At 60.6% G+C, this 22552-nt stretch carries 16 protein-coding genes; 10 read left to right on the top strand and 6 right to left on the bottom strand.

The features are described from left to right. Positions 1 to 3 precede the first annotated feature (3 nt). Together SO156_RS34275 and SO156_RS34270 are read left to right on the top strand one after the other, a co-directional pair. Positions 4 to 951: an ABC transporter permease gene (locus SO156_RS34275; protein WP_498537856.1), complete on the top strand. Its 948-nt coding sequence runs from the start codon at positions 4 to 6 to the stop codon at positions 949 to 951. A 7-nt stretch (positions 952 to 958) separates the two neighbouring features. Beyond that, positions 959 to 1642, top strand: a complete 684-nt coding sequence (locus SO156_RS34270) for an SGNH/GDSL hydrolase family protein (RefSeq protein WP_498537855.1) — start codon at positions 959 to 961, stop codon at positions 1640 to 1642. A 953-nt stretch (positions 1643 to 2595) separates the two neighbouring features. Here SO156_RS34270 and SO156_RS34265 read toward each other — a convergent pair. The 3 genes from SO156_RS34265 to SO156_RS34255 all read right to left on the bottom strand — a co-directional run bounded on the left by SO156_RS34265 (position 2596) and on the right by SO156_RS34255 (position 4260). Further along, entirely contained in the window at positions 2596 to 3183 is a 588-nt protein-coding gene (locus tag SO156_RS34265) for a hypothetical protein (RefSeq protein WP_498537854.1), read from the bottom strand. Positions 3184 to 3456: 273 nt separating this feature from the next. Next, positions 3457 to 3774, bottom strand: a complete 318-nt coding sequence (locus tag SO156_RS34260) for a hypothetical protein (RefSeq protein WP_458144088.1) — start codon at positions 3772 to 3774, stop codon at positions 3457 to 3459. A gap of 33 nt (positions 3775 to 3807) precedes the next feature. Continuing rightward, positions 3808 to 4260 (bottom strand): hypothetical protein, encoded by a 453-nt coding sequence (locus tag SO156_RS34255; RefSeq protein WP_498537853.1) that lies wholly within the window; start codon positions 4258 to 4260, stop codon positions 3808 to 3810. Between the two features lie 1091 nt (positions 4261 to 5351). Between SO156_RS34255 and SO156_RS34250 the strand changes: the two genes are divergently transcribed. The 4 genes from SO156_RS34250 to SO156_RS34235 all read left to right on the top strand — a co-directional run bounded on the left by SO156_RS34250 (position 5352) and on the right by SO156_RS34235 (position 9515). Next, a complete protein-coding gene (locus tag SO156_RS34250; protein ID WP_498537852.1) occupies positions 5352 to 6368 on the top strand; it encodes a SphA family protein in 1017 nt (338 codons plus the stop codon). Between the two features lie 156 nt (positions 6369 to 6524). After that, positions 6525 to 6989 (top strand): hypothetical protein, encoded by a 465-nt coding sequence (locus tag SO156_RS34245; RefSeq protein WP_498537851.1) that lies wholly within the window; start codon positions 6525 to 6527, stop codon positions 6987 to 6989. Beyond that, positions 6941 to 7285 carry a hypothetical protein gene (locus tag SO156_RS34240; protein ID WP_498537850.1) on the top strand — a complete coding sequence of 115 codons (345 nt, stop codon included), beginning with the start codon at positions 6941 to 6943 and terminating at the stop codon, positions 7283 to 7285. The genes SO156_RS34245 and SO156_RS34240 overlap by 49 nt, the downstream gene beginning before the upstream one ends. A 481-nt stretch (positions 7286 to 7766) precedes the next feature. Continuing rightward, a complete protein-coding gene (locus tag SO156_RS34235; protein ID WP_498537849.1) occupies positions 7767 to 9515 on the top strand; it encodes an arylsulfatase in 1749 nt (582 codons plus the stop codon). Between the two features lie 152 nt (positions 9516 to 9667). Here SO156_RS34235 and SO156_RS34230 read toward each other — a convergent pair whose 3' ends face one another. After that, the gene (locus SO156_RS34230; RefSeq protein WP_498537848.1) at positions 9668 to 10054 is read right to left on the bottom strand and encodes a helix-turn-helix transcriptional regulator; all 387 of its coding nucleotides are present in this window, start codon (positions 10052 to 10054) and stop codon (positions 9668 to 9670) included. Between the two features lie 495 nt (positions 10055 to 10549). On the opposite strand from SO156_RS34230, the gene SO156_RS34225 reads away from it, so the two are divergent. From SO156_RS34225 to SO156_RS34215, 3 genes are all read left to right on the top strand, one after another. Then, positions 10550 to 11572: a formylglycine-generating enzyme family protein gene (locus tag SO156_RS34225; RefSeq protein ID WP_498537847.1), complete on the top strand. Its 1023-nt coding sequence runs from the start codon at positions 10550 to 10552 to the stop codon at positions 11570 to 11572. Next, positions 11532 to 13208 carry an arylsulfatase gene (locus SO156_RS34220; protein WP_498537846.1) on the top strand — a complete coding sequence of 559 codons (1677 nt, stop codon included), beginning with the start codon at positions 11532 to 11534 and terminating at the stop codon, positions 13206 to 13208. Before SO156_RS34225 ends, SO156_RS34220 begins: the two co-directional genes overlap by 41 nt. A gap of 219 nt (positions 13209 to 13427) precedes the next feature. Beyond that, a complete protein-coding gene (locus SO156_RS34215) occupies positions 13428 to 15365 on the top strand; it encodes an adenylate/guanylate cyclase domain-containing protein (RefSeq protein ID WP_498537845.1) in 1938 nt (645 codons plus the stop codon). Between the two features lie 14 nt (positions 15366 to 15379). On the opposite strand, the gene SO156_RS34210 is transcribed toward SO156_RS34215, so the two are convergent. Next, positions 15380 to 16669, bottom strand: a complete 1290-nt coding sequence (locus SO156_RS34210) for an ABC transporter substrate-binding protein (protein WP_498537861.1) — start codon at positions 16667 to 16669, stop codon at positions 15380 to 15382. Between the two features lie 334 nt (positions 16670 to 17003). Next, the gene (locus SO156_RS34205) at positions 17004 to 20129 is read right to left on the bottom strand and encodes a multicopper oxidase family protein (protein WP_498537844.1); all 3126 of its coding nucleotides are present in this window, start codon (positions 20127 to 20129) and stop codon (positions 17004 to 17006) included. Positions 20130 to 20640: 511 nt separating this feature from the next. Here SO156_RS34205 and SO156_RS34200 point away from each other — a divergent pair. Continuing rightward, a partial coding sequence (locus SO156_RS34200) for a beta strand repeat-containing protein (RefSeq protein WP_498537843.1) occupies positions 20641 to 22552 on the top strand: 1912 nt, incomplete at its 3' end.

The following is a 22552-nucleotide window of genomic DNA, read 5'->3' as shown; positions in this document are numbered from 1 at the left end:
GTCATGAAGCGACTTGACGACCTGTCTCGCGCCGCGTTGCGAATACCGCCTTCCTACATCGTTCTCCTGGTGCTCCTTGTCGCCTTGTGGATGATGCGGCCCAACCTGATGAACGTCGCGATCCTGGGTACATTCGCGCGACAGGTCGTGCCGCTCGGTATCGTCGTTCTAGGTCAACTGCTCGTAATCTCCTCGCGCTCCATCGACCTGTCCGCTGGTGGAGTTATTCTGTTCGTCAACTACCTGATTTCTTCTGGCCTCCTTTACGAATGGCCGATTCTTTTCGTTGTTCTTCTGTGCCTAAGTGTCGGGCTTTCGGTCGGTCTTTTGAACGGGCTTCTTGTCGGCAAGCGCCGAGCATCCGCCGTCATCGTGACGCTTGCGGTGAATATCGTTCTGATCGGGTTGGTTGAATATCTCGCGAATGGGAAGCCGCCGGGAGATGTCCCGGACCAGTTCCGCCAACTCTATAATTTGCGGTTCGGGACACTCCCCGCCCCAGTCATCTTTTGGTTCGTGCTTGCCGGCGTGATGAGCGGCTTTCTCGGAAGAACCGTGTTCGGCAGATTCGTGTGGTCGATCGGCAGCAATCCAATCTCCGCACATTTTTCGGGCGTGCCGGTCGAACGCACCGTCGTGCTTGCGCACACGATCTCGGGTCTCATGTCTGCCGTGGCTGCACTGGTCCAAACATCCTCGATAGCGGTCGGAAGCGTGCGGTTCGGACCTGAACTCGTCATGAATTCGATCGCGGCAACTATTCTAGGCGGCGTGGTCTTCGGCCGACCCGCCCAAGTCTGGGGTCCATTTGTCGGCGTCCTCTGCTTCGCCCTTCTGTTCGTAGTCATGACGACGATGGGGGTGCAGGAGCCAGGCAAGCTCATCGCCCAAGGGCTGATCATTCTCCTCGCCGCGATCTTCTACGGCGTTCGCTCTAAATCAAACTCGTGAGGGACCGATGACGAAACGTATCCTGTGCTTTGGAGATTCACTCACCTGGGGCTGGGTTGCCGTCCCGGAGGGCTCGCCGACGACGCGGTTTCCCTATGCGGAGCGGTGGACAGGAGCCATGGCAGCAAAGCTCGGGCCCGACTACGAGGTCATCGAGGAGGGGTTGAGTGCACGCACGACGTCGCTCGATGATCCAGCGGATCCACGACTGAACGGGTCCGCCTACCTTCCATCCGCCATTGCAAGTCATCTTCCGCTGGATCTCGTCATCATCATGCTCGGGACCAACGATACGAAGAGCTATTTCCGCCGTACGCCTTACGAGATCGCGGTCGGTATGTCCAAGTTGGCGGGACAAGTGCTCACTTCCGGCGGCGGAGTAGGAACAGTGTATCCCGCGCCCAAAGTGCTCATCGTTTCGCCGCCGCCACTCGCCGATTTGCCGGACCCGTGGTTTCAGGGAATGTTTGAGGGCGGGCGCGAGAAGACCATCGAACTCGCCGGCCAGTACAGATCGCTCGCTGCTTTCCTTAAGGTCGATTTCTTCGACGCGGGAAGCGTGATTTCGACCGATGGAGTTGATGGAATTCATTTCACGGCCAAGAACAACGCCGATTTGGGGGCAGCGATTGCCGGAAAGGTAGCGAATATCTTTGCCGCCGCTACGAAGCGCGAGACGGTGCTAACGTAGTCTGTACTCCCGAAATAAAAGATGGTGCCTTGCCCGATGGGATCGGTTGCTATCAGCCGTCTGTGCGAATTGCGCCGCGGCCTCGCCGCGTGCGCTCCGGGGGGCGGCATGGGACGCTCCTCCCGAACCGGTCATGGACTCCCATGACCGGAGCCCGCACTTCGCAAGCGCGGGCTGTGTTTGCGCTGACGCTTTGGGCGCGGCTGCGTCGGCAGCGTAAGTCAATTTCCCGATATCTGGGCGTGGTGCTATCGAATTGGCAGCTCGCCTGTCGCTTTCCCGATAAGCGGAATGAGGCCTTCTGGATCGCTGTACCCGCCATCGGCGTCACGGGGTTAATAGTCTCAATAGTGCTGCTGCTTGGACGATAAGGAGAACCGCCGTCCAGGCGCGTTGCGGCGCAAGCGCTTGCGGAAATATAGGTATTTCAATCATATATGAGTTCGCAGTTTTGTTCCGAATGGCGCACCATTGCCGGTGTTCGCGTCTGTTCGCCACGTTCGCCGACGTCTTTTCCGACAGTCATTTTAAAGACTTAAATCCACCGGGGAGCGCGCGCGTTCGCCCCGTGCGTTGGCAGGTGTGGCAAGCTGGTAGTCTTGCTGGCACCGAGTCCGCTTTTGTTCGGCGATGCCAGCACGGGAAACGCAATGCTGAACGACACCCGCATCCGCGCCGCCGCATGAGCAACAACACACTCAACGCGGCGCAGCGCCAGCCCGGCAATTCCGATGAGGAGGTGAGCGTGTCGGGTTTCCGGGCACCGCCTCGACGCTGCGCAACGAGATGGGCCGCTGAAACCGGACGCGATCGAGCGGCAGCTGGCCCACACGGAGGAGAACGCGCTCGCAGCGCCAACATGGCGACGTGCAAGACTCTGGCATCATTGAAGCCTCGGAGCCGACGCTCGCCGCCGTGCCGCAGGTCTCAAGGCACGGCGGCGTTCACTCACGTCACCGCGCGCTGCCCGTGGTCAGTTCTTGCGAGTGCACCGGGATCATGAGGTGTTCGTTGGGCTTGCCGGGGAACATGACGAAGGGCTGCGTCGCGTCTTTGACATCCAGATCGTGTGGATAAGGGCTGAGCATCTCGTGTGCTGCGCCGCCGACGATCATCACGTGCGGCCCGGTCTGGACCCAATGCTGGTGCGTGTGCCGTTCGGTGAAATCGTGATTGCTCGTGCCAGTGTCACCGGCAAGCATGAAAATTAGGCCGATCTTATTCGGCGGAGCCTGATTGGCTTGCAAGGCTTTGCGCCATTCCATGGCGTTCTGGTCATCGCATTCGGGCGTTCCGTACTTGTCGATAAAGCATGTGAAACCGTTCGATCCGGTTTGGACGGTCTTGGAAGACCCATCAGGCTGCGGCATTGTGATCGTCGCGTTATTCACGACCGACGGCGGGGCCGCGGTCTTCGCCTTGACGATATACTCTGGTTCGGTCTTCGGTACTTCCTCCGTCGGAAGAGCCGATGCCGACGTAATCAGGGCTACCGCAGCTACGCAGAACCCAACCGAGGCGAGAGCATAGAGCTTGCTCATGGCTTACTCCTTCAATGGGGTTGCCTCCATAGTGATGTAAAATGTCCAGCGGGATGCATCGAGAGGCGAGAGGAGCGAACCTCAATGCAATCTCGATGAAGGTTTGTCTTGATCGACTTGATCTTGGTTCAGGCCTCGCAAGCGACAACAACTCTGCCCCATGTCGGCGGATGGACTCGCATCGTCACTGGCTAAAGAAGGTGGGCTGGTATCAAGACCTGAGCTGCTGCCGGTTTTGATAGGACGCGCAGTCAAGCTAATCCATGGAGATAATTATCGACGCGGCTCCTCATGTTTCGGCAGCAAGCTGAAGCCAATGCCGGTGACGAGATAGACGGCATCGCTTTCATCCACGAGTACGTCACCGATTGTCATGGTTGTGTGCTGTAGTCCTTTGCTTTGAAGCAAATCGAGACCCTCACCATTCGGTGACCAGTTCTCCGCTCGCATGCGAGTCAGAGCATTCTCCTGACTATCGGCATCGATATCCTTCAAGTGAACATGAGTAGCCGAGAGGTTATTGGGATTGGGCAAGCTACCAACGACATCGCGAAGAAACGATGGCTTCATAAACCAGATTTGATACTTCATCGTAGGCCCCTATTTCGTCCCATGCGCAGAGCATCAGAGCATGGCCGGGCGGCGCGGACCGGCAAGGCGCCAGGGATTGCGGTCAAGGGCTCGCCGGCCACAATGGGCTACTACGTAGTGCGCTTGCCTGCCCGCACGCGACAGTATCGCCGATGGTGACGATGTCATCGGGTTCGGCAATTTGAGCTGCTCTTCCCAAACGTCCATCATTTGGTCCATCGTCTTAACTTGGATTTCGGCGACGCTTTTCAATTGTGTACGGGCGGCTTCAACGATCTGCGTAGGCCACCCAAGCGTCTTCGCGGCGACCGCCATCTGGTCGAGGACGCGCTCGCCATTTTTCTGGTTCGTGTCGGCAATCTCGTTTCGCCAAGTGGCCAATGCCTTCAAGGCTAAGTTCGCGCTTTCTAGGGCTTCTTTCGTGAGCCCGGAGGCGGCCACAGGATCGAAGGCGCGAGGTTTAGTCTCAAAGAAGCCGACAGACATGATCTGTTCTCCTTGATTGACTTCCCGCCCTGCCGAACGCTTTCATGAGGCACCCCGAAAGCGCTTGATGCAGATCAAGAGAATGCTGCGCGAACGAGGTCGACCAAGGTAAGGGTTTGCTCCAAAGGTGCGCCGCTCTTCCGTGGATGTTCGGGGGCCAGACATTCTCAAAAGGGTCGGTCGCGCGTACCCCGCATTTTTCACGCGCCCCGGAGGCCTCCTTAGCCCGTGCTGGGTCCTCCGTCGCGAGGCCTTGTCTTCGATCGCGAGGCTCATCCGCGAGCACGTCGCGACGGTCGAGACGCTGCGCTAGTTTAGCGACCGATCGGCGCGGCATCGACCTCGACATCAGTCCACGCGCATCAACCTATTCCGTGAGCGTTGACTTGGATCAATACTGCCAACGGACTGAGTGCAGGGGTATTGTGCCGACTTCGAGGAAGTTCCAATGCGCACATTGGCTTTGACGTTTTTGACGATGGGTATCGCTTTAACGGCTGTCTCTTATACACATTATTACGCTGGTGCGACGGCGCCTGTGAGAGGGAAGCGTTATTCTCGCCAAGTCGGATCACGATCGCCCGCGCACGCTGCGACCACATCGTACGCGTCACCTGAGCCAACGGTCCAATACCGGACTGCACCGTACAATCAATACAATGAACCGTATTATGGAGCTTCCCAAGGTTACGCGCCTGGCGAGAAACAACGATTTCTCGAAAGTGTGAGACGACAGATGTAAACTTCGACCCAGCGGGTGGCTGTAGCCGGCCCGCCACCCGTCTGCGACCGTCCTCGCAACCTCACGGATTTTACCGTCGATGATCAAATAGGACTATGCAAATTTGGCAGGCTGTCGGGAGATGGCCCCATTGTGACCTCCGAGACACACTCGTCATTTAAGAGTGACGGCGCCGTGCGGTTTGCCGATTTCGCATAGACGCGCCGCAATCATAGCCGCCTACTTTCGACATCTCCGCAGTGAGCGGACCCGCGAGCGGCTTAAGGCCGAGAGAACGGAGGATCGGCGGATGCAGCGCCCGAGGTGTCGGTTTTCGCGTCAGTTATGCATCGGAGCGGTTGCCGCTCTAATGGCGCTGCCCGTTCAATGCGCTCGTGCCGATGAGGGCGGCGTCAGTTTTTGGGTGCCCGGCCTTTATGGCAGCCTCGCGGCTGTGCCCCAGCAGGCGCCGGGGTGGTCGGCGACCACCATCTATTGGCATGACTCGGTTTCCGCCGCTGGCGACGTCGCGCGGGCCCGCGAGATCACCCTCGGTAATATCCCAGCGAATGTCACGGCCACCGCGAACGCCAACGTTCATGCCAATTTGGATCTTGGCTTTTTGATCGCGAACTACGCTTTCGAAACACCAGTGTTCGGCGGCCAGGCCTCTGCCGGCTTTCTTGCAGCCTACGGCGCCAACAGCACGTCGCTGGCGGGAACCCTCACCGGAACGGTGACGGGCCCTGGCGGCAACACATTTCCTTTCTCGCGCTCCGATAGCATCAGCAGCTCGATCGTGGGATTTGGCGATGTGTACCCGCAGTTCGCGCTGCGCTGGAATGCCGGTGTTAACAACTACATGACGTATATCACTGGCGACATTCCGGTCGGGATGTACGATTCAGCCCGCCTTGCCAACATAGGGATTGGGCACTGGGCGATCGACGCTGGCGGCGGCTACACCTATTTCGACCAAAAGACCGGGCATGAGTTTTCAGCGGTGCTCGGATTCACATACAACTTTAAAAACCCGGCTACCCAATACCAAAACGGGGTGGACATGCACCTCGACTGGGGCGCCTCGCAATTCCTGACCAAGCAGTGGCAGGTCGGCCTCGTGGGTTACCTGTATCAGCAGGTCGGATGCGATACTGGGTCCGGCGATCGCGTTGGCTGCTTCCAGTCGCGAGTGGTCGGCCTCGGCCCGCAGGTCGGTTACATCTTTCCGCTCGCAGACAAGCTGCAGGGCTACCTCAACCTGAAGGCTTACGGCGAATTCGCCAATGAGAATCGGCCAGCAGGCTGGAATCTCTGGCTGACCTTCAATATTTCGCCTGCGGCAGCAACACCGCCGACGCCATCAAGGCCCATGTTCACGAAGTAGAAACGCCGGCTCTATCGTATGGAGAAGACAAGAGCTGCCTGTGCCTGCCAACATCAGAATTGCCAAACAGGTTTTCGTCTGTTGTCAGCGGATGTGATTCTGGAAGAAGGTGATCACCTGTTCTCGTCGCGATAGTTCGGTGGTTTCTGTCGTGCCATGCACGCGCACATCAACAATCCCCTGATCGTTTTCGTCATCGCGCTCATTGTGCAATGTGTCGCCCTTTACATTGGAGACTTCCTCCGCAAGCGCACACAGCAACTTCGCCAGGACGAGCGCCACGACTTCGACACGGTGCGTGCTACGACCATGACGCTCCTTGCGCTCATCATCGCATTTAGCTTCGCGATGGCGGTTTCGCGGTACGATCAGCGCAAGACACTCGAGGAGGCGGAGGCGAACGCCATCGGCACCGAGTATTTGCGCGCGGATCTTCTGCCCGGAGAGCTTGGCGCTCAAGCAAGGGAATTGCTGGGGAACTATCTCCGGCTCCGGATCGCCTTCTACGAAAACGACGACGAGCGCGCCGGCCGGGCCATTGACCAGGACACCGCAACTGCTCAGGCGGAGCTTTGGAAAGTGCTGTTTCGGCCGCGGCCAAGCAGCCGACGCCGATCGTAGCGTTGGCCGTCTCGGGCATCAACGATGTGCTGAACTCCCAAGGTGATACGCTGGCGGCGTGGCGCAATCGCATACCGATCGGAGCATGGGCGCTGATGGGAGTGATGGCGATTTGCTGTAACATATTGGTTGGTTATGGCGAGCGACGGAAGGGCGGTATGATCGTCTTCATCCTCCCTGTTGTAGCATCGATCGCATTCTATCTCATCGCGGATCTCGATAGTCCTCGTGGGGGCACTATCCGCGTGCAGCCGCAAAACCTCTTTGCATTAGAGCAATCTTTGAAGACACCATAGCCAATGGTTGTTTGCTGGAGGATCAGGAAAGAGAATCTCTTAAGCCCCGAGGGGGTGAACAGTTAGGACATTTTCGCACGCCACTTATGCAGCTTCGGCAAGCAGCTTGAAGCATGGGCACTTTGCGGTGACGTGTCGCGACACCCATACGTCGGGCGGCGTCCTCCTTCGACCACTGATGGTCGGTAACGCTAGATTGCCGTGGCCGGCCGCCGAAACTGCATAGCCTGATCCGGCGAGAAGCGCATAGTAGTCGCGAATGAAAATTCAGGGTCGACGAACTTTGCGACAAGCGGTTGCGCGCAACGTGAAATGGTCAAAGCCGGTCGAGGTCTCATTTCACAAACGCGACAATGCAACTTGCAAGAGAGGCCGATATCCAAGCATGGCGGGCAAACCAGAGCAATGCAATAGGAACGACGCCGATCGATGCCTCGACAAGCCATGTCGGGCTGAAGTGCCACCATAGCAGGAGCGAGAAATGTCCAATGCCGTTGACGGAGACAGCTCGAACTTAGGTAAGGGTGCGCTCAATCGCCGCAATATACTGCTTGCCAGCACGGCGTTCGCCGCTGCATCTGCACTGGGCACCGGTGCAACGGTGCAAAAGGCTGTCGCGCAGCAGGCGGCGACAGCGCCGCAGAAGCCGAACATTCTCTTCATCATGGGTGATGATGTCGGATGGTTCAACATCGGCGCTTATCACCAGGGAATCATGGCCGGTAAAACGCCGAACCTCGACCGAATTGCCAACGAAGGTATGCGGTTTACCGACTACTATGCGGAGGCCAGCTGCACCGCGGGGCGCGCGAACTTCATCACTGGACAAATCCCTCTGCGCACCGGCCTGACAACTGTTGGACAAGCCGGAGCGGATGTAGGCATTCCGGAACAAGCCGTTACCGTCGCGACTGTGTTGAAGTCGCAGGGTTACGCCACTGGGCAGTTCGGCAAGAACCACTTGGGGGATCTAAACAAGTACCTGCCGACGCTACACGGGTTCGACGAATTTTTCGGTTACCTGTACCATCTCGACGCGATGTCGGACCCTTACTGGTTCGATTACCCGCAGGACTGGATCGACAAATACGGCCCGCGCAACATCGTGCATTCCTACGCGACCGACACCGAGGATCCCACCGTCATGGCGCGTTGGGGAAAAATCGGCAAACAACGCATCGTCGACGAAGGGCCGCTCGCTCCGTTCCCCGAAATGGGCGCAGATCACCAGTACTGGCAGAAGGGCCGGCCAGCCAAGTACAACATGGAGACCTTCGACGCCGTGCTAGTCGAGAACAGCAAGCGCTTCATGGATCAGGCGAAGCAGGCCGGAAAGCCGTTCTTCATTTGGCACAACACGACGCGGATGCACATCTTCACCTATCTATCGCAAAAGCAGCAGGCGAAGATGACCCCACAAAGCGGCTACGGCCTGGAGGAGGCTGGCATGTCGCAGATGGACGACGATATCGGCGACCTGCTCAAGCACCTCGACGACCTTGGCATTGCCGACAATACCATCGTCGTCTTCACGACCGACAACGGCGCGGAGGTCTTTACCTGGCCTGATGGCGGCATGACGCCGTTCCGCGCCACCAAAGGCACGATCTATGAGGGGGGGTTCCGCGTACCCTGCGTCATTCGGTGGCCGGGCAAGATCAGGCCGGGCGTGGTCGAGAACGGCATCTTTTCCGGGCAGGACTGGCTGCCGACGTTTGCCGCGGCAGCAGGAAATCCGAACATCACCGAGCAGCTTCTACGCGGCGTGCAGCTCGGCGACCGGACCTACAAGAACCATCTTGACGGCTACAACCAGCTCGACCTGTTGACTGGAGCTGGCCCCTCGAAGCGCCACGAAGTCTATTACTTCGCCGAGGCAAACCTCGGCGCTATCCGCATGGACGATTTCAAGTTCCTGTTCATGCAGCAGCCTAATGGTTGGCCCGGAGAAAAGGTGACAACTGATATCCCGACGATCGTCAACCTGCGCCAGGACCCCTTCGAGCGGACGCCCTCGATCCGCGGTGAGACGATGAACAATCTAGGCGGTGGCTACATGAATGACTTCATGGCACGCGAGTTCTGGCGCTTCGTGCAGGTGCAGGAGAAGGTGGCCGAGCTGGCACGAACCGCCATCGAGTTTCCACCGATGCAGGCTCCTGCTTCCTTCAACCTCTCCGCGGTGAAGGAGAAGATCGATGCGGCGATGAAGACTCACGAAGGACAGTAACAGGCAAGGATCGTGGCGGGCGTCCGCTTGAACGCCCGCCGGGACCAATCAAGATAGCCGACCAAGATGGTGCGCGATTCTTCGGATCAGCCTACGCAGTTTCGGCAAACAGGAGGGCACTTGGACGGAAGGTCTAGCCGACAGCCTCGCGTCTAATTTGGTCGAGCCGACCTTTCGTAGGTCCGGAGCCGCGAGGGGCGTCCCAGTTCAACCTTCGATTGCTCGGCCGGACGCCGTAAAGTCTCCGACGGGGATTCTCCGAACAGTCTGCGGTAGGCCACGGAAAAGCGTCCCAGCTGCCAGAAGCCGTGGTTGGTGACGATACGAGTGACATTCGTCTTGCCGGCGTCCGCCCACTGGAGGGCTCGTCGGACGAGATGCATTCGGCGCAAGGTGAGATAGCGGATCGGCGCCATCCCGAGATGCTCTTCACAGGCGCCACGCAGCGTCCGCTCGGCGACACCAATGCCTGCGCAAATTTCGGTGAGGTAGAGGGGCCTGTCGGGATTTGCTTCCAGGAACTCCTCGAACCTCGACATGATCACATCATGGCGATGACCCGCCGGCGTGATTGGTAGAGCGGCGGCATCAGCGAGGCAGCGGCTCCTGATTTAAGTGTCCGGCACAGTCTTTGATCTCGAGCACGTTGGATTGCGCTCCGAAACTCTGAGGCGGGAAGCAGATTGCCGATTTCGCATAGTCGAACGTGATGATCCACCGGTAATATCGTGTCAGCAATAGCCGACGCGGACACAAGCAGTTGGGTCGCCGTTATGGACCTCGGCAATTGGCTACGAAATCAAGGTCTCGAACGCTTCGAGGCGGCATTCCGCGACAATGGCACTGTCTGGCCTTGCGCTGATAGGATAGGTTGTGTTGCTGTCGTCGGCTATTTGGTACCGGCAGTTCTTCGACCTTGAACCGCCGTCGCCTGCCGCACCGGCCGTGACAGAACTGCCTCCGCGAGAGATCGCCGGGGGAGCGCGGGGCTGTCGTTTGAGCAATTCGCGAAACTTGTTCGCTGCGAGTAGCCTATGGGCGATGTTGGCGCTGCGGCAGACGTACCCTCGTCAGATGAGCCTCGCGATCCGGGCATGATCTGGATTCCGGGTGGCACGTTCCGCATGGGCTCCAATAAGCACTATCCCGAAGAGGCGCCGGCCCATCGTGTCACCGTGAGCGGCTTCTGGATCGATCGCACGCCGGTCACCAATCGCGACTTCCGCAAGTTCGTCAATGCAACGGGTTATGTGACGTTCGCGGAGACGCCGCCCGATGCGAAGGATTATCCGGGCGCGCTGCCGCATATGCTCAAGGCCGGTTCGCTGGTCTTCACGCCTCCGAAGCATCCGGTCGATTTGCGCGACTGGTCGCAATGGTGGAATTTCAAATTTGGCGCCAATTGGCGCAGACCGTATGGCCCGCGCAGCTCGATCAGCGGCCTTGATGATCATCCCGTTGTCCATATCGCCTATCGCGATGCCGAGGCTTATGCGAGATGGGTCGGCAAGGATTTGCCGACCGAATCCGAATGGGAATTGGCCGCGCGCGGCGGACTCGACGACGCCGAGTTCGCCTGGGGTGACGAGTTCATGCCCAGCGGTAAGCCGATGGCGAATACCTGGCAAGGCGCCTTCCCGTACGAAAATCTCAAGAGCGACGGTTACGCGGGCACATCGCCGGTCAAAGCGTTTCCGCCGAACGGCTACGGCCTCTACGACATGATTGGCAATGTCTGGGAGTGGACCACGGACTGGTGGTCCACCAAGCACGAGGCCGATGCGGTGAAGCTGTGCTGCATTCCGCAAGACCCGCGCGGTGGTTCCGAGGCCAACAGCTTTGATCCATGTCAACCCAACATCCTTATCCCGCGCAAAGTCTTGAAGGGCGGCTCGCATCTTTGCGCCCCGAATTATTGCCGCCGCTACCGCCCCGCGGCGCGCCACGCGGAACCCGTCGATACCTCAACAAATCACGTCGGATTCAGGTGCGTAGTCAGAAAAAGGGAGTCGGATAATGACGTCCAAGTCAAAGCGAGGCTCGCCCGACCGCCGTAGCCTACTTCTCAGCGGAACGGCGCTGGTCGCTGTTTCGACGCTCTCCTCCAACGCACTGGCCCAGTCGCAGAAGGCTGCACCTACAACTCAAGCGCCAGCCACACCATCGAGCCGAACACCGAACATCCTCGTCATCTTCGGCGACGACATCGGCTACTGGAATATCAGCGCCTACAACCGCGGCATGATGGGTTATCGCACGCCCAACATCGACCGTATCGCCAGGGAAGGCGCGATCTTCACCGATCTCTACGCCCAACAATCCTGCACGGCGGGTCGCGCCGCCTTTATCACCGGACAGAGTTGCTTCCGCACCGGCCTGCTCAAGGTCGGCCTTCCCGGCGCAAAGGAGGGGCTTTCAGAAAAGGACCCGACACTCGCCGACCTGCTCAAACCGATGGGTTACGCCACGGGTCAGTTCGGCAAGAACCACCTCGGTGATCGAAATGAATTTCTGCCCACAGTGCACGGCTTCGACGAATTCTTCGGCAATCTTTATCACCTCAACGCCGAGGAAGAGCCGGAGAACCCGGACTACCCGAAAGCCTCCGAGTATCCCAATTTCTTCAACAGGTACGGCCCGCGCGGCGTTCTGCGCACGTTCGCGACGGACGCCGACGATCCGACCGAGGACCCGCGGTTCGGCCGAGTCGGCAGGCAGAAGATCGAGGACACCGGCCATCTGACCAAGAAGCGCATGGAGACGGTGGACGAGGAATTCCTCGGTGCTGCGATGGCCTTCATTGACAAGAATAGCCGCGCCAATAAGCCGTTCTTCTGCTGGTTCAACGCGACCCGCATGCACATCTACACCCACCTCAAGGCATCCTCACAAGGAAAGACCGGTCTTGGATCGGAAGCTGACGGCATGGTCGAGCACGATGGCATGGTCGGCCAACTGCTCAAGCAACTCGACGACCTCGGGATTGCCGATAACACCATCGTCATCTACACGACCGATAACGGCGCCGAAGAGTTCTCCTGGCCCGATGGTGGCACGACGCCGTTCCACGGCGAAAAGAACGCGAGTTGGGAGGGCGGCTATCGTGTCCCCGGCATGATCCGCTGGCCGGGCGTGGTAAAGGCCGGCACCGAGATCAACGAGATATTCTCGCATGAGGATTGGGTGCCGACGCTGGTCGCGGCCGCTGGCGAGCCGAACGCCACCGAGAAGCTGCTCGCCGGCTATCAAGCGGGACCAAAGACCTTCAAGGTCCACCTTGACGGCTACGATCAGCGCGGTTTGCTGGCAGGCACTAGTCCAAGCAAGCGCAAGGAATATTTCTACTGGACTGATGATGGCAATTTGGCTGCTCTGCGCTATGACCGCTGGAAAATTCTGTTCTTGGAGCAGCGCGCGAAGGGTCTCGATGTGTGGCAGGACCCGCTCGTTCCGCTCCGGCTTCCCAAGCTGATAGATTTGCGAGCCGATCCGTTCGAACGAGCCCAGTTCGAGGCTGGCGAATACGGCAAGTGGCGCGTCGAGCGCGCCTTTGTACTCGTTCCGGCGCAGGACATAGTGGGCCAGCATCTCCAAACCTATGTCGAGAACCCGCCCCGGCAGAAGCCAGGCAGTTTCTCGCTCGATCAGGTGCAGGCGAAGTTGCAGGAAGGTGGCGGCAGCGGCAAGCACTGAGCATCCCGAGATCACTGAGACGGTGATTGCAGGGACGCGCTCGACCGGGCGCCATGGGCCGTCCAAGGCGCCGATGCTTGTGGACTGGCCTGGGAGGGCTCTGTCCTGGGCGATATGCCCAATGCTTCGCGACAACGACATCGATTTGACGATTGTCGGCGATCTGACTGACCATGACCTCTTCTGGTCATCAGCCCTGGAGCGAGTGGACGCATCGAGATGCTCACATTCAGGATAGCGATAACAGCGGCGGTGATCGCCTTCATTGCAGCCCTGACTGCATCGCTGGTGTTCACGGAGCTCGCGACCTCTCATGCTGTGGCAAGAGCAGCAGCTTCTGCTGCCATGGACGCCGCCAGCGCGAACACGCTCAGTCGCCTGGCGGCTGACGTGTCGGGGCTGAGTTCCGTTGTCGACGTGCTGTCATCGAGTCCCTCTCTCGCCAGCTGCGATGACAGGAACGAGGAAGACAGTGCGATCGTCCTCTTCAAGGCGGCTCTGCAGAGGTTGCCGCAGGCGGATAGCTTCTATGTCGGATACGAAAATGGCTGCTGGCTTCAAGTCCGTCGCCTCGACGTCCTAGGTCAAGTGGAGCGCGAAAAGCTAGGGGCACCCCCGGGGGCTGTCTACAACGTCAATCAGGTTCGGCCGACCCCGGACGGCGCACTGCCGATGCGGCGGATCTTCGAAGACCAGGGCGGCAAGATCATCGGCCTGGTCGATCTGCCAAACTACGGTTATGATCCACGAAAGCGGCCCTGGTATCGCGATACGATACAGGCGGCCAGCTCCCTCGTTTCGTCGCCATATGCTTCATTCAGCATTGGCACGCCAATGATCACCTTGAGCGTGCCTTTGCACGGGCATGTCAGCGGCGTCGTTGCCGCCGACCTCAAGCTTGATAAGTTCAGCGAGCTAGTCTATGGGCAGCGCCCCGGGGAGCACGGAACAGCCGTCATCTTCGACGCTTTCGGCGTGCTCATCGCGCACCCGGACTTCGCTCGGCTTGTGCAGGAAGCGAAGACGAATCTCCCGGATCGCCGACTCCCCGAAATCTCGGAAATTCGTACCGGGCTGGTCGCTGCAGTCATGCAGAAGTGGGATGGCAGCCAGCGGTTTGAAGGAAGCATGCGGGGCGAAGACGGACGAGACTACCTCTTTCACTTGAAGAAATTTTCTCAAGGAGACCAATTCAGCGGCTACTCTTTGCTAATTGCGGCTGAAGACGATTTTGTGCAGAGCGTGCGGGCGCTGCAGATCAGGGGGCTGCTTATCACTCTGGTCGTCGGCGGTTGCTTCGTACCCGCGGCCTGGATCTTTGGCAACCGGATGTCGACGTCGCTCAAACGGATCACCGCTCAGGCGAGCAAGCTCCAGACGCTATCGGCACCTCGCAATCCGTCGGTTACATCGAATATCGCGGAGGTCAATGAACTAGGCAAGGCGATCGACGTCGCGCAGCGGAGCATCTCGTCGTTCGCTCGCTTTGTCCCGAAGGATATCGTTAGAGGCATCGTTGATGGTTCGATTTCCACCGAACTTGGTGGAACGAGACGAGAGGTCACCATCCTCTTTACCGATGTCACGAATTTTACCGGCATTGCCGAAGCGGCCGACCCCGACAGTCTGATGCGCCAGACCTCGCGCCATTTCGCTTCGCTGACGGAAGCGTTTCATGCCGAGGGCGGAACCGTGGACAAGTTCATCGGGGACTCGGTGATGGTATTTTGGAATGCTCCCCATTTGCAGCCCGATCATGCCGAGCGGGCTTGTCGGGCGGCTCTTTCGGCCAAGGCGGCAAGCGACGCGCTCAATGTCCAATTTGCAGCCGAGGGGCTACCCGCGTTCGTGGTTCGAATTGGCATCCATTTCGGAGATGCCGTGGTAGGAAATGTGGGTTCGGCGGAGCGCATGAACTATACGGTCCTCGGCAACAGCGTGAATCTCGCCGCCCGCCTTGAGGGGCTGAACAAGAACTACGGGACGACGATGCTTGTCAGCGAAGCCGTGCGCAACCGGGTCGAGCGTTGTTTTCGATTCAAGCCCATCGCCTCGGTCACCGCGAAGGGAATGACGACTGAAACGCGCGTATATGAGTTGGTCGGGGCCGTTGAGCAAGCCCGCCCCTTGGTTTCGTCAGGCAGGAAGTCCGCATGAGGACCAGCCTGTCGCTAGTGGACCTCGCACGCGCCGGTGCTGGGGGGATCGGGCTGCCAGCATGGCGCGCCGGTCTCGGTGATCAGGCGCTGCAGTGTCTCTGCTTCGCGATCGAGCACGGTGCGCGGCTTCTGGCCGCGCAGAACGATCTGCTGAAACGTCTCCCGGAACGCCCCATCGAACTCGGCAGCGCGCTGGCCGAAGCCCATCGGCGGCAGCGTGGGCAGCGCGTCCTTCGCAGATTGCGTGTCTGCAATAGCAGCGGCGCCCATCTTCAGTCCGGGATCGAGATCCGGCGGCAACTTCACACTCACCACCGGAAAGAAGCCGACAGTACGAGCTAACGCGATCTGCGTTGTGGGTAGGGTCAGATAATCGATGAGCGCCGTCGCTTTGCCCAGGTCGGGCGCGTCCTTCATCGCTGCCAGGCCGACCAGAAGAGGCATGTAGCCGCGCCCCTTGGGTCCGGCGGGGGCCGGGAAGGCGACAAATTCGTTCGGCCTCTGGCGCAGCGCATCGAGCACACGGGCAATGTGGTCGAAAGCAATCCAGACGTCACCGGAAAGCAAGGGCGGTCCCATGAAATTGTAGCTGGTGGAGTTCGGATTGACACTCTTCCATAACGACGCGAACTGCGTCCACATCGCTTCGGCGGCTTCTGAGCGGAACGGAACCACGACCCCGCCGGTGTGGGATGGATAAAGGAAACCCTCGAAGAAGCGATGCATCAGCCCGTGTGGACCTGCTGGGAAGCCGAGCAAACGCTTCCCCGTTTTCTGTTGGATCGTCGCGGCCCACGTCGCGAGTTGGTCGTAGCTGAGCGCATTGATGTCCGCTCCGTCGGGCAAATAGGGCAGCGCCTGCTTGTTGGCGATCATGATGTAGCCGGCTTGCATCCATGGGATATAGAACTGGTGCGTCGTGCCGAATTTGCCGAGCGCGAGCAGCTTCGTCGGGATGCCGCGGCTGGTCAGCTTCTCGGCGAGGTCATCGAGCGGGACCAATGCGTCAAGCGGAACGAGCGGCTGCAGCTCTCCGTGCAGCGCCCCGACGACATCTATCGTGTGCAGGCCAGTCTGTTTCTCTGCCTCTACGCGCATCAGAAACCGCTGCGGCAGGTCGGTGGTATAGTCGACTTCCTGCGGAAAATCCTTGAGCACCAGGTTGCGCATCTTCTGCGCCTCCTCGATCGGCCGCAGTTGGGTCGACAAGAATATCAGACGCTCTGTTTGGGCGGCAGCTGTGACCGTGGCCAGCAATCCGGCGCAAAGGGAGAAGCCAAACAAGGCGGATGCCCGCCGCATATTCCCTCGCTCGATGGAAAGACGATTCACGCCAGCGCGTTCGCTCTCTTCGCAGCTCCAAGCGATACGCATCAGGGGGCCACGACCTTGACATATGTCAATTGCTTGCCGAAGCTTACGACCTTACCGACGCGAGGCCTCCGTCAGAGGCCGTTGAGATCCATGATGTCTCTCCGGTGATGGTTGACGGTCACGCCGCGGTTACAACAAGTTTGAACGGATAGTCCGACCTTCCCTGCGCAAAGGTCTTAATGGTGTCCAGCGCCATGACACAATGGCGCGCCCGACACGATTCGAACGTGTGCCTTTGCCTTCGGAGGGCACGGTCATCCCCTCAATCTCCACCGAGAATGACCGGCCCCTCCACGGGGATCTCGGCTCTGAGGATGGCTGCCAGCGATGTCGCGGTTTTGCTGGGGCGCTGGAGTGCGAAGCGGCGAATGGTGGCATTGCTGCTGGACGATAGCGGGCTGACCAGGAGGTCGGCCCCTTCGATCGTGCTCGTCGTCGCAACGCTCAAGCCGCGGGTGCCGTCGCCGAACGGGATGAAGGAAGCCATCTCGGTGAAGCCGGCATGAGGATGCGCAGCGGCGCTGTGAAGATACATCGAGGGCCCTCCATCGAGCGCCGAGCCGCTGGAGAAGATCTTGACTACGCCGCCGTCACGCTGGCCGACGACGATGCGCTCGGCGCCACCGAGCGTGCCGGCGAGCCAGCCGGTGGCGAGCGTGACGCCACCCCGATAGGAGCTGCCGAACGGTGAGAATTCCGTCGTTGTCACTGGCTGCCCGGTGCCGGCGGAGCCATGGTGATGATCGCCAGAGGCGTGACCGATCGGCTCAAGCAGCGGGAATGCGAAGACCTTCACGGTGGACGGAGCGCCTGGTCCGGGCGCTGTGACGATGCTCTGACGGCCGGTGGTGAAATCGACGAATCCCGCGCTGAGGGTCACGCCGGATTGATCCCCCGGATAGGGGTTGAAGGACGAGAACACCGCCGGCGCGGTGCCGAGGACCGGCAGCGCGGAGCTGAAGACCCTGACCTCGCTCTTATCGCCGGGCCCAGACCCGACGATGATGTTGTCGCCGGTGGTAACGCCGTCGATCTTCGCGACCGCGACATTCACGCCGTTCCGAGCGCTGGCGCCAAACGCGTTGAAGCGTGCGAGCTGCGTCGCGAAGGGGGCGGCGCCATTTTTCGCCGCGCCCGAGAACACGGCGATCTCCGGTGCGTGGCCGGCGCCGGCGCCGACGACCAGATCGTAGACGCCATCGTCGTCGACGTCGCCCATCGCCACGCTCAGAGTGCCTTCGAATGCCGGAAACGGCGTGACCGTCGCGAGCAGTCTGTCGCCGTCCAGAATCCTGACCGTGGCCGGACGCCCGCGGCTGCCGGGAATCGCCACCGCGTAGGACGAGACGGCCGGGATGACGTTGACCAGCGCCATGAGACCGTTGTCCTCGTGATTGAGGCGATGGCAGTGCATGACGAACAGGCCGGCATAGTCCTTGAAGCGAGTCCTGATCGACAGCATGCCGGGCTGGATCACTGACTCCTCCGGCCCGAGATTGGGGACCGGCACATTGGCATTGTCGATGCCCTGCATCACGGATCCGACCTTCAGCCCCGTGGTGGGGTCGGAGATGCCAGTGATCTGGAAATCGTTCACATGCACGTGGATGGGATGCTCGTCATTGTTCTCGTTGCGAAACACCCATTCTTCCATCGAATTCAGGCGGGGCTGAATCAGGGGGACGTTTGGAAACGCGCCGCTGTCGAAGGCATAGATGAAGGTCTTGGGATCCCGCGTGCTCGCGAGATCGTTGAGAAAACCGCCATTGATCAGAATATGCCGCGTCAGGTCTGGCGTGACTGCGGAGAGATCTTCGAAGGGCGTGAAGGCGCCGAGCGGCTGGCCTTCGGTGAAGGCCGTGGTCTCTCCTCTGTCTCCTTCGGTCACGGCCCGTGCCAGGACCTGGGTCGGGAACAGAAAAAATCCGTCGTAATAACTCACCGCGGACGGCAGCACGCTCAATGTGCCGAGCACTGCAGGCGGGTTCTCGGTGCCGTTGCTGGTGTAGAGGATGCCCGGCGCGTTTTCTGCTCGCGCGCCGGCACCCCGCTCCGGCATTTCCAGAATCAGGTCACCGCGATCCGGCATCGTGACCGCAATCGCGAAGCGCGATGCCGGCGGTATGACGAGGCGGGTTCCGCTCTCTTCGACTGGGTAGCGGACCGCCGGACTGGGATTGCCGTCTTGCCCCACGATGGCGATCTTCGGATGGTGCCCGGTCGCCGTCTCGGTGAGACGGACGCTCATATAGGCCATGTCGCTCACATTCGCGAGGACCCAGATCTCGGTCTGTCCCGGCTTGCTTCGCAGCGTCGGCTGGAATTGGCCGTTCACCGTGAACTGGACGTCGCGGAGATGGTCGGGAAGCGTCGGATCGGCCGCCACGTCGTCCGCTCGCCCGCTGCTGGCCGTGAATGTCTGGAGATTGTTCGGAATGAACTGGAAGCGCCCGCGCATATTCTGGATCGAGAGCGGGCCTGCATACCACACGGTTGCGAAGCGGGAGCCTGGCGCGGCGGCGGTGAAATTCACCGGCGCGAGGATCGGACGATAGGTCCCGTTCGCGAGCGCTTCCGGAGCGGGCGGGGTGAGCGTGCTGACGAATTGCGGCCAGTTGGGATTGTTGAGCTGCGGCTTCGGCCCCCGGCGATCAAACACGAAGTTGTATTGAAGCATCATGTTGCGGATCGGGATCGCCTTTTGCGTGACGACCGGCAGATTGCCGTCAGTCCGTCCGATCGCGAGCAGGCCGGCGAGCCCTGCATATACATGCGCCGTCGTCAGCGTGTGGAGATGCGGATGATACCAATAGGCTCCTTGCGGCTGGTTGGTGGGGATGTCGTACACATAGGTGCTCGACGTGCCGACCGGCATGTGGATGAGGACGTTGTCGGCATTCCCCTTCGGGCTGACATGCAGCCCATGGGTGTGGAGATTGAGCGGCGAGACTTCGAGCTGCTCGGGATAAGTCGGGACCTCGCCGCCGGCCAGCGTGTATCGCGGGTCGTAGAAGTCGCGGATCGTGAGTCCAGACAGCGCGTTCTCAAGATGGATGACGAGCCGCTCGCCGGGGAAGACCTGCAGCGTCGGCGCCGGATAGAGGCCCTTTGCGGCGGTCTCGCCGTTTGACGCCTTGCCGCGGACCAGGCGATAGCCGAACAGGAGAGCGTCCCTGACCGGGGCCGCTGCGGTATCGAGTGCGATCTCGCTTTGCTGTGCAGTGAGCGTGACTTCGAGCACGCCATGCTCGCTGGATAGGGTGACGGGCTCCTTGTAGGCGGGTGGCGAATAGCTGGCGGTTTGCGAGAGCGCCGTGCCGGCGCCGAAAGCCATGATCGAGATGGTGGCCAGAATCGCCCGAGCGACCCTGCGAAAGGCACGATGCATCCAATTCCCCTGATATTCCTTGCCTGTAACGAGCTACCACAGATTCGCTGGATTCGTCCCACCGGCGCGGCGATGATCTCCATGGCGGCCAGCAGGACGTTGTCCCTGGACTTGGTCGATCGTCGCCAAGGGCGGTTTTGAGCTCCCGGACATTGAGACACGCTGTCGTCGCGGAGATGGACGTTCGGCCAGACCGGTATCCGGTAATTTCAGCTGCGGAAGCGACCTGAAGCGCAAATATCAGAAAGCTTCAGAAAGTAACCGCCCCCCCTTTCAGGACACCGACGCCCCCTTGATGGCTAGCTGCCGACCATTGGCCGGCGACTCATACCGTCGCCGGCAATGTTCAATTGCAAAGGCGATGTCGCCCGGCAGAAGGCCTGGTCATCTCCGGGAACGGATCAGGCGGTCTAGGGTGCGTATCATTTCAGCCAGAACATCTTTCGATCGGCGTTCGCCGGCTCTATTGGCGGCAATTCAGCCGACCTGCCACCGGACGCGGCTCGGTTGGATGGCCAGCGTCGCATCCATCATCATTCTGGCGGCACCGGCTACTTCCTACGCCCAGTCGACCGGGCAAAACGGCGGCACCGGCGGTAACGCATCGAACTGGAACACCCCGGGTGGCGGCGGCGGCGCGGGTCTTGCCGGCGATGGGACGTCAACCGGCGGCGGCGGTGGTGGCGGCGGGACCGGCGGGTCCGGCAGTGGTGGCGGCGGCGGCGGGTCCGACAGCGGCGGCGGTGGCGGTGGCGGGAGTGACGGCGCCGGCGGCGGCGGCGGCGGCGCAGGTGGCGCGGGCACCACGGTCAGTACCTCCGGCGCGACGACCATCAGCGCCAACGCGACCGGCGGCGACGGCGGCGCCGGTGGCAGCGGAGCAATGCACTTCAGCAACTATTATAGCGTTGGCGGCGGCGGCGGTGGTGGCGGCGGCGGTAGCGGCATCATCGTGAACGGCAGCAACACCGGCGTCGCGCTCACGGTGAACAGCGGCGTGACGGTGCAGGGCGGCAACGGCGGCACTGGCGGCATCGCGGTCGACAACAGCTCTTATGGCGGCTACGCCGGCGGCGGCGGCAATGGCGGCAACGGTATCACCGTCACCAACGCCAACGGCGTCACCATCAGCAATTCCGGTACGATTTCCGGCGGATACGGCGGGCTGGGCGGTGATGGCGGCGGTTTCTACAATATCGGAGCGGCGGGAGCGGCGGGTTACGGCATCGTCGGACAAAACCTGACGATCATCAATGCGGGAGCCATTTCCGGCCGCACCGCAATCTACTTTACGGGCGGTACCAACAGCCTCGAGCTGCGGGCTGGCTCCAGCATCAGCGGCAACGTCGTCGGCAGCGGCACCAACGCGCTAGTGCTCGGCGGCACCACCGACAGTTCGTTCAACCTGTCGCAACTCGGCTCGCAATATCAGAATTTCGCGCAGTTCAACAAATCAGGATCCAGCACCTGGACGCTGTCGAACACCTCGAGCGCCACCACCCAGGCCTGGACCGTGACGTCGGGAACGCTGAACCTGGCGGGCGCGACCGCAACCGCCACCACGATCAACAATTCCGGCACCATCGGCGTCGACGGCACCAGCACGCTGACGGCCACGACCGGTATTACCAACAGCGGCGTCATCACGGTGGCGCAGGGCGGCACCGTCAATGACGATCTCGACAACTCCGGCACCGTCACCAACAGCGGCGCCTACAACGCCAGGGTCAATACCAACACCGGCACCATCACCAACACCTCGACCGGTGTGTGGACTGGCGACATCGCCAGCAACGGCGCTGGCGGCGTCATTTACAACAATAATGGCGGCGTCTGGATCGGAAACGCGACCAACGACAGCGGCTTGCTAGCCAACGCGGGCACCTGGACTGGCACGATTTCGAATGCCGGCACCTTCGTCAACCAGAGTACCGGCACGGTATCGGGCCTTTTCACCAACACCGCCGGCACGGCGTCCAACGCCGGCCAGCTCAACGGCGGCGCCACGGTAACCGGCGGCACACTCAGCAATAGCAACCTGATTGTCGGTACCGTCGACATCTCCGGCACCGGCGCCGTCAATAATTACGGGACCATCACCGGCGCGGTCGACAATGCGGCGACGTTCAACAACAACGTCGGCGGCACGGTATCCGGCCTGCTGACCAACACCGCGGGCACGACGACCAATGACGGGCAGCTCAACGGCGGCGCCACGGTGACCGGCGGCACACTCACCAACAACGCTGTGATTGCCGGAACGGTGGCGATTTCCGGCACCGGCACCGTTTGGAATTACGGAACCATCACCGGCGCGGTTAACAATGCCGCGACGTTCAACAACATCGGCGGCACGGTATCCGGCCTGCTCACCAACACCGCAGGCGCGACGACCAACTATGGGCAACTCAACGGCGGCGCCC

The organism is Bradyrhizobium sp. UFLA05-125 (genome assembly GCF_059803515.1).
This window is presented reverse-complemented; position numbering and strand designations above follow the sequence as displayed.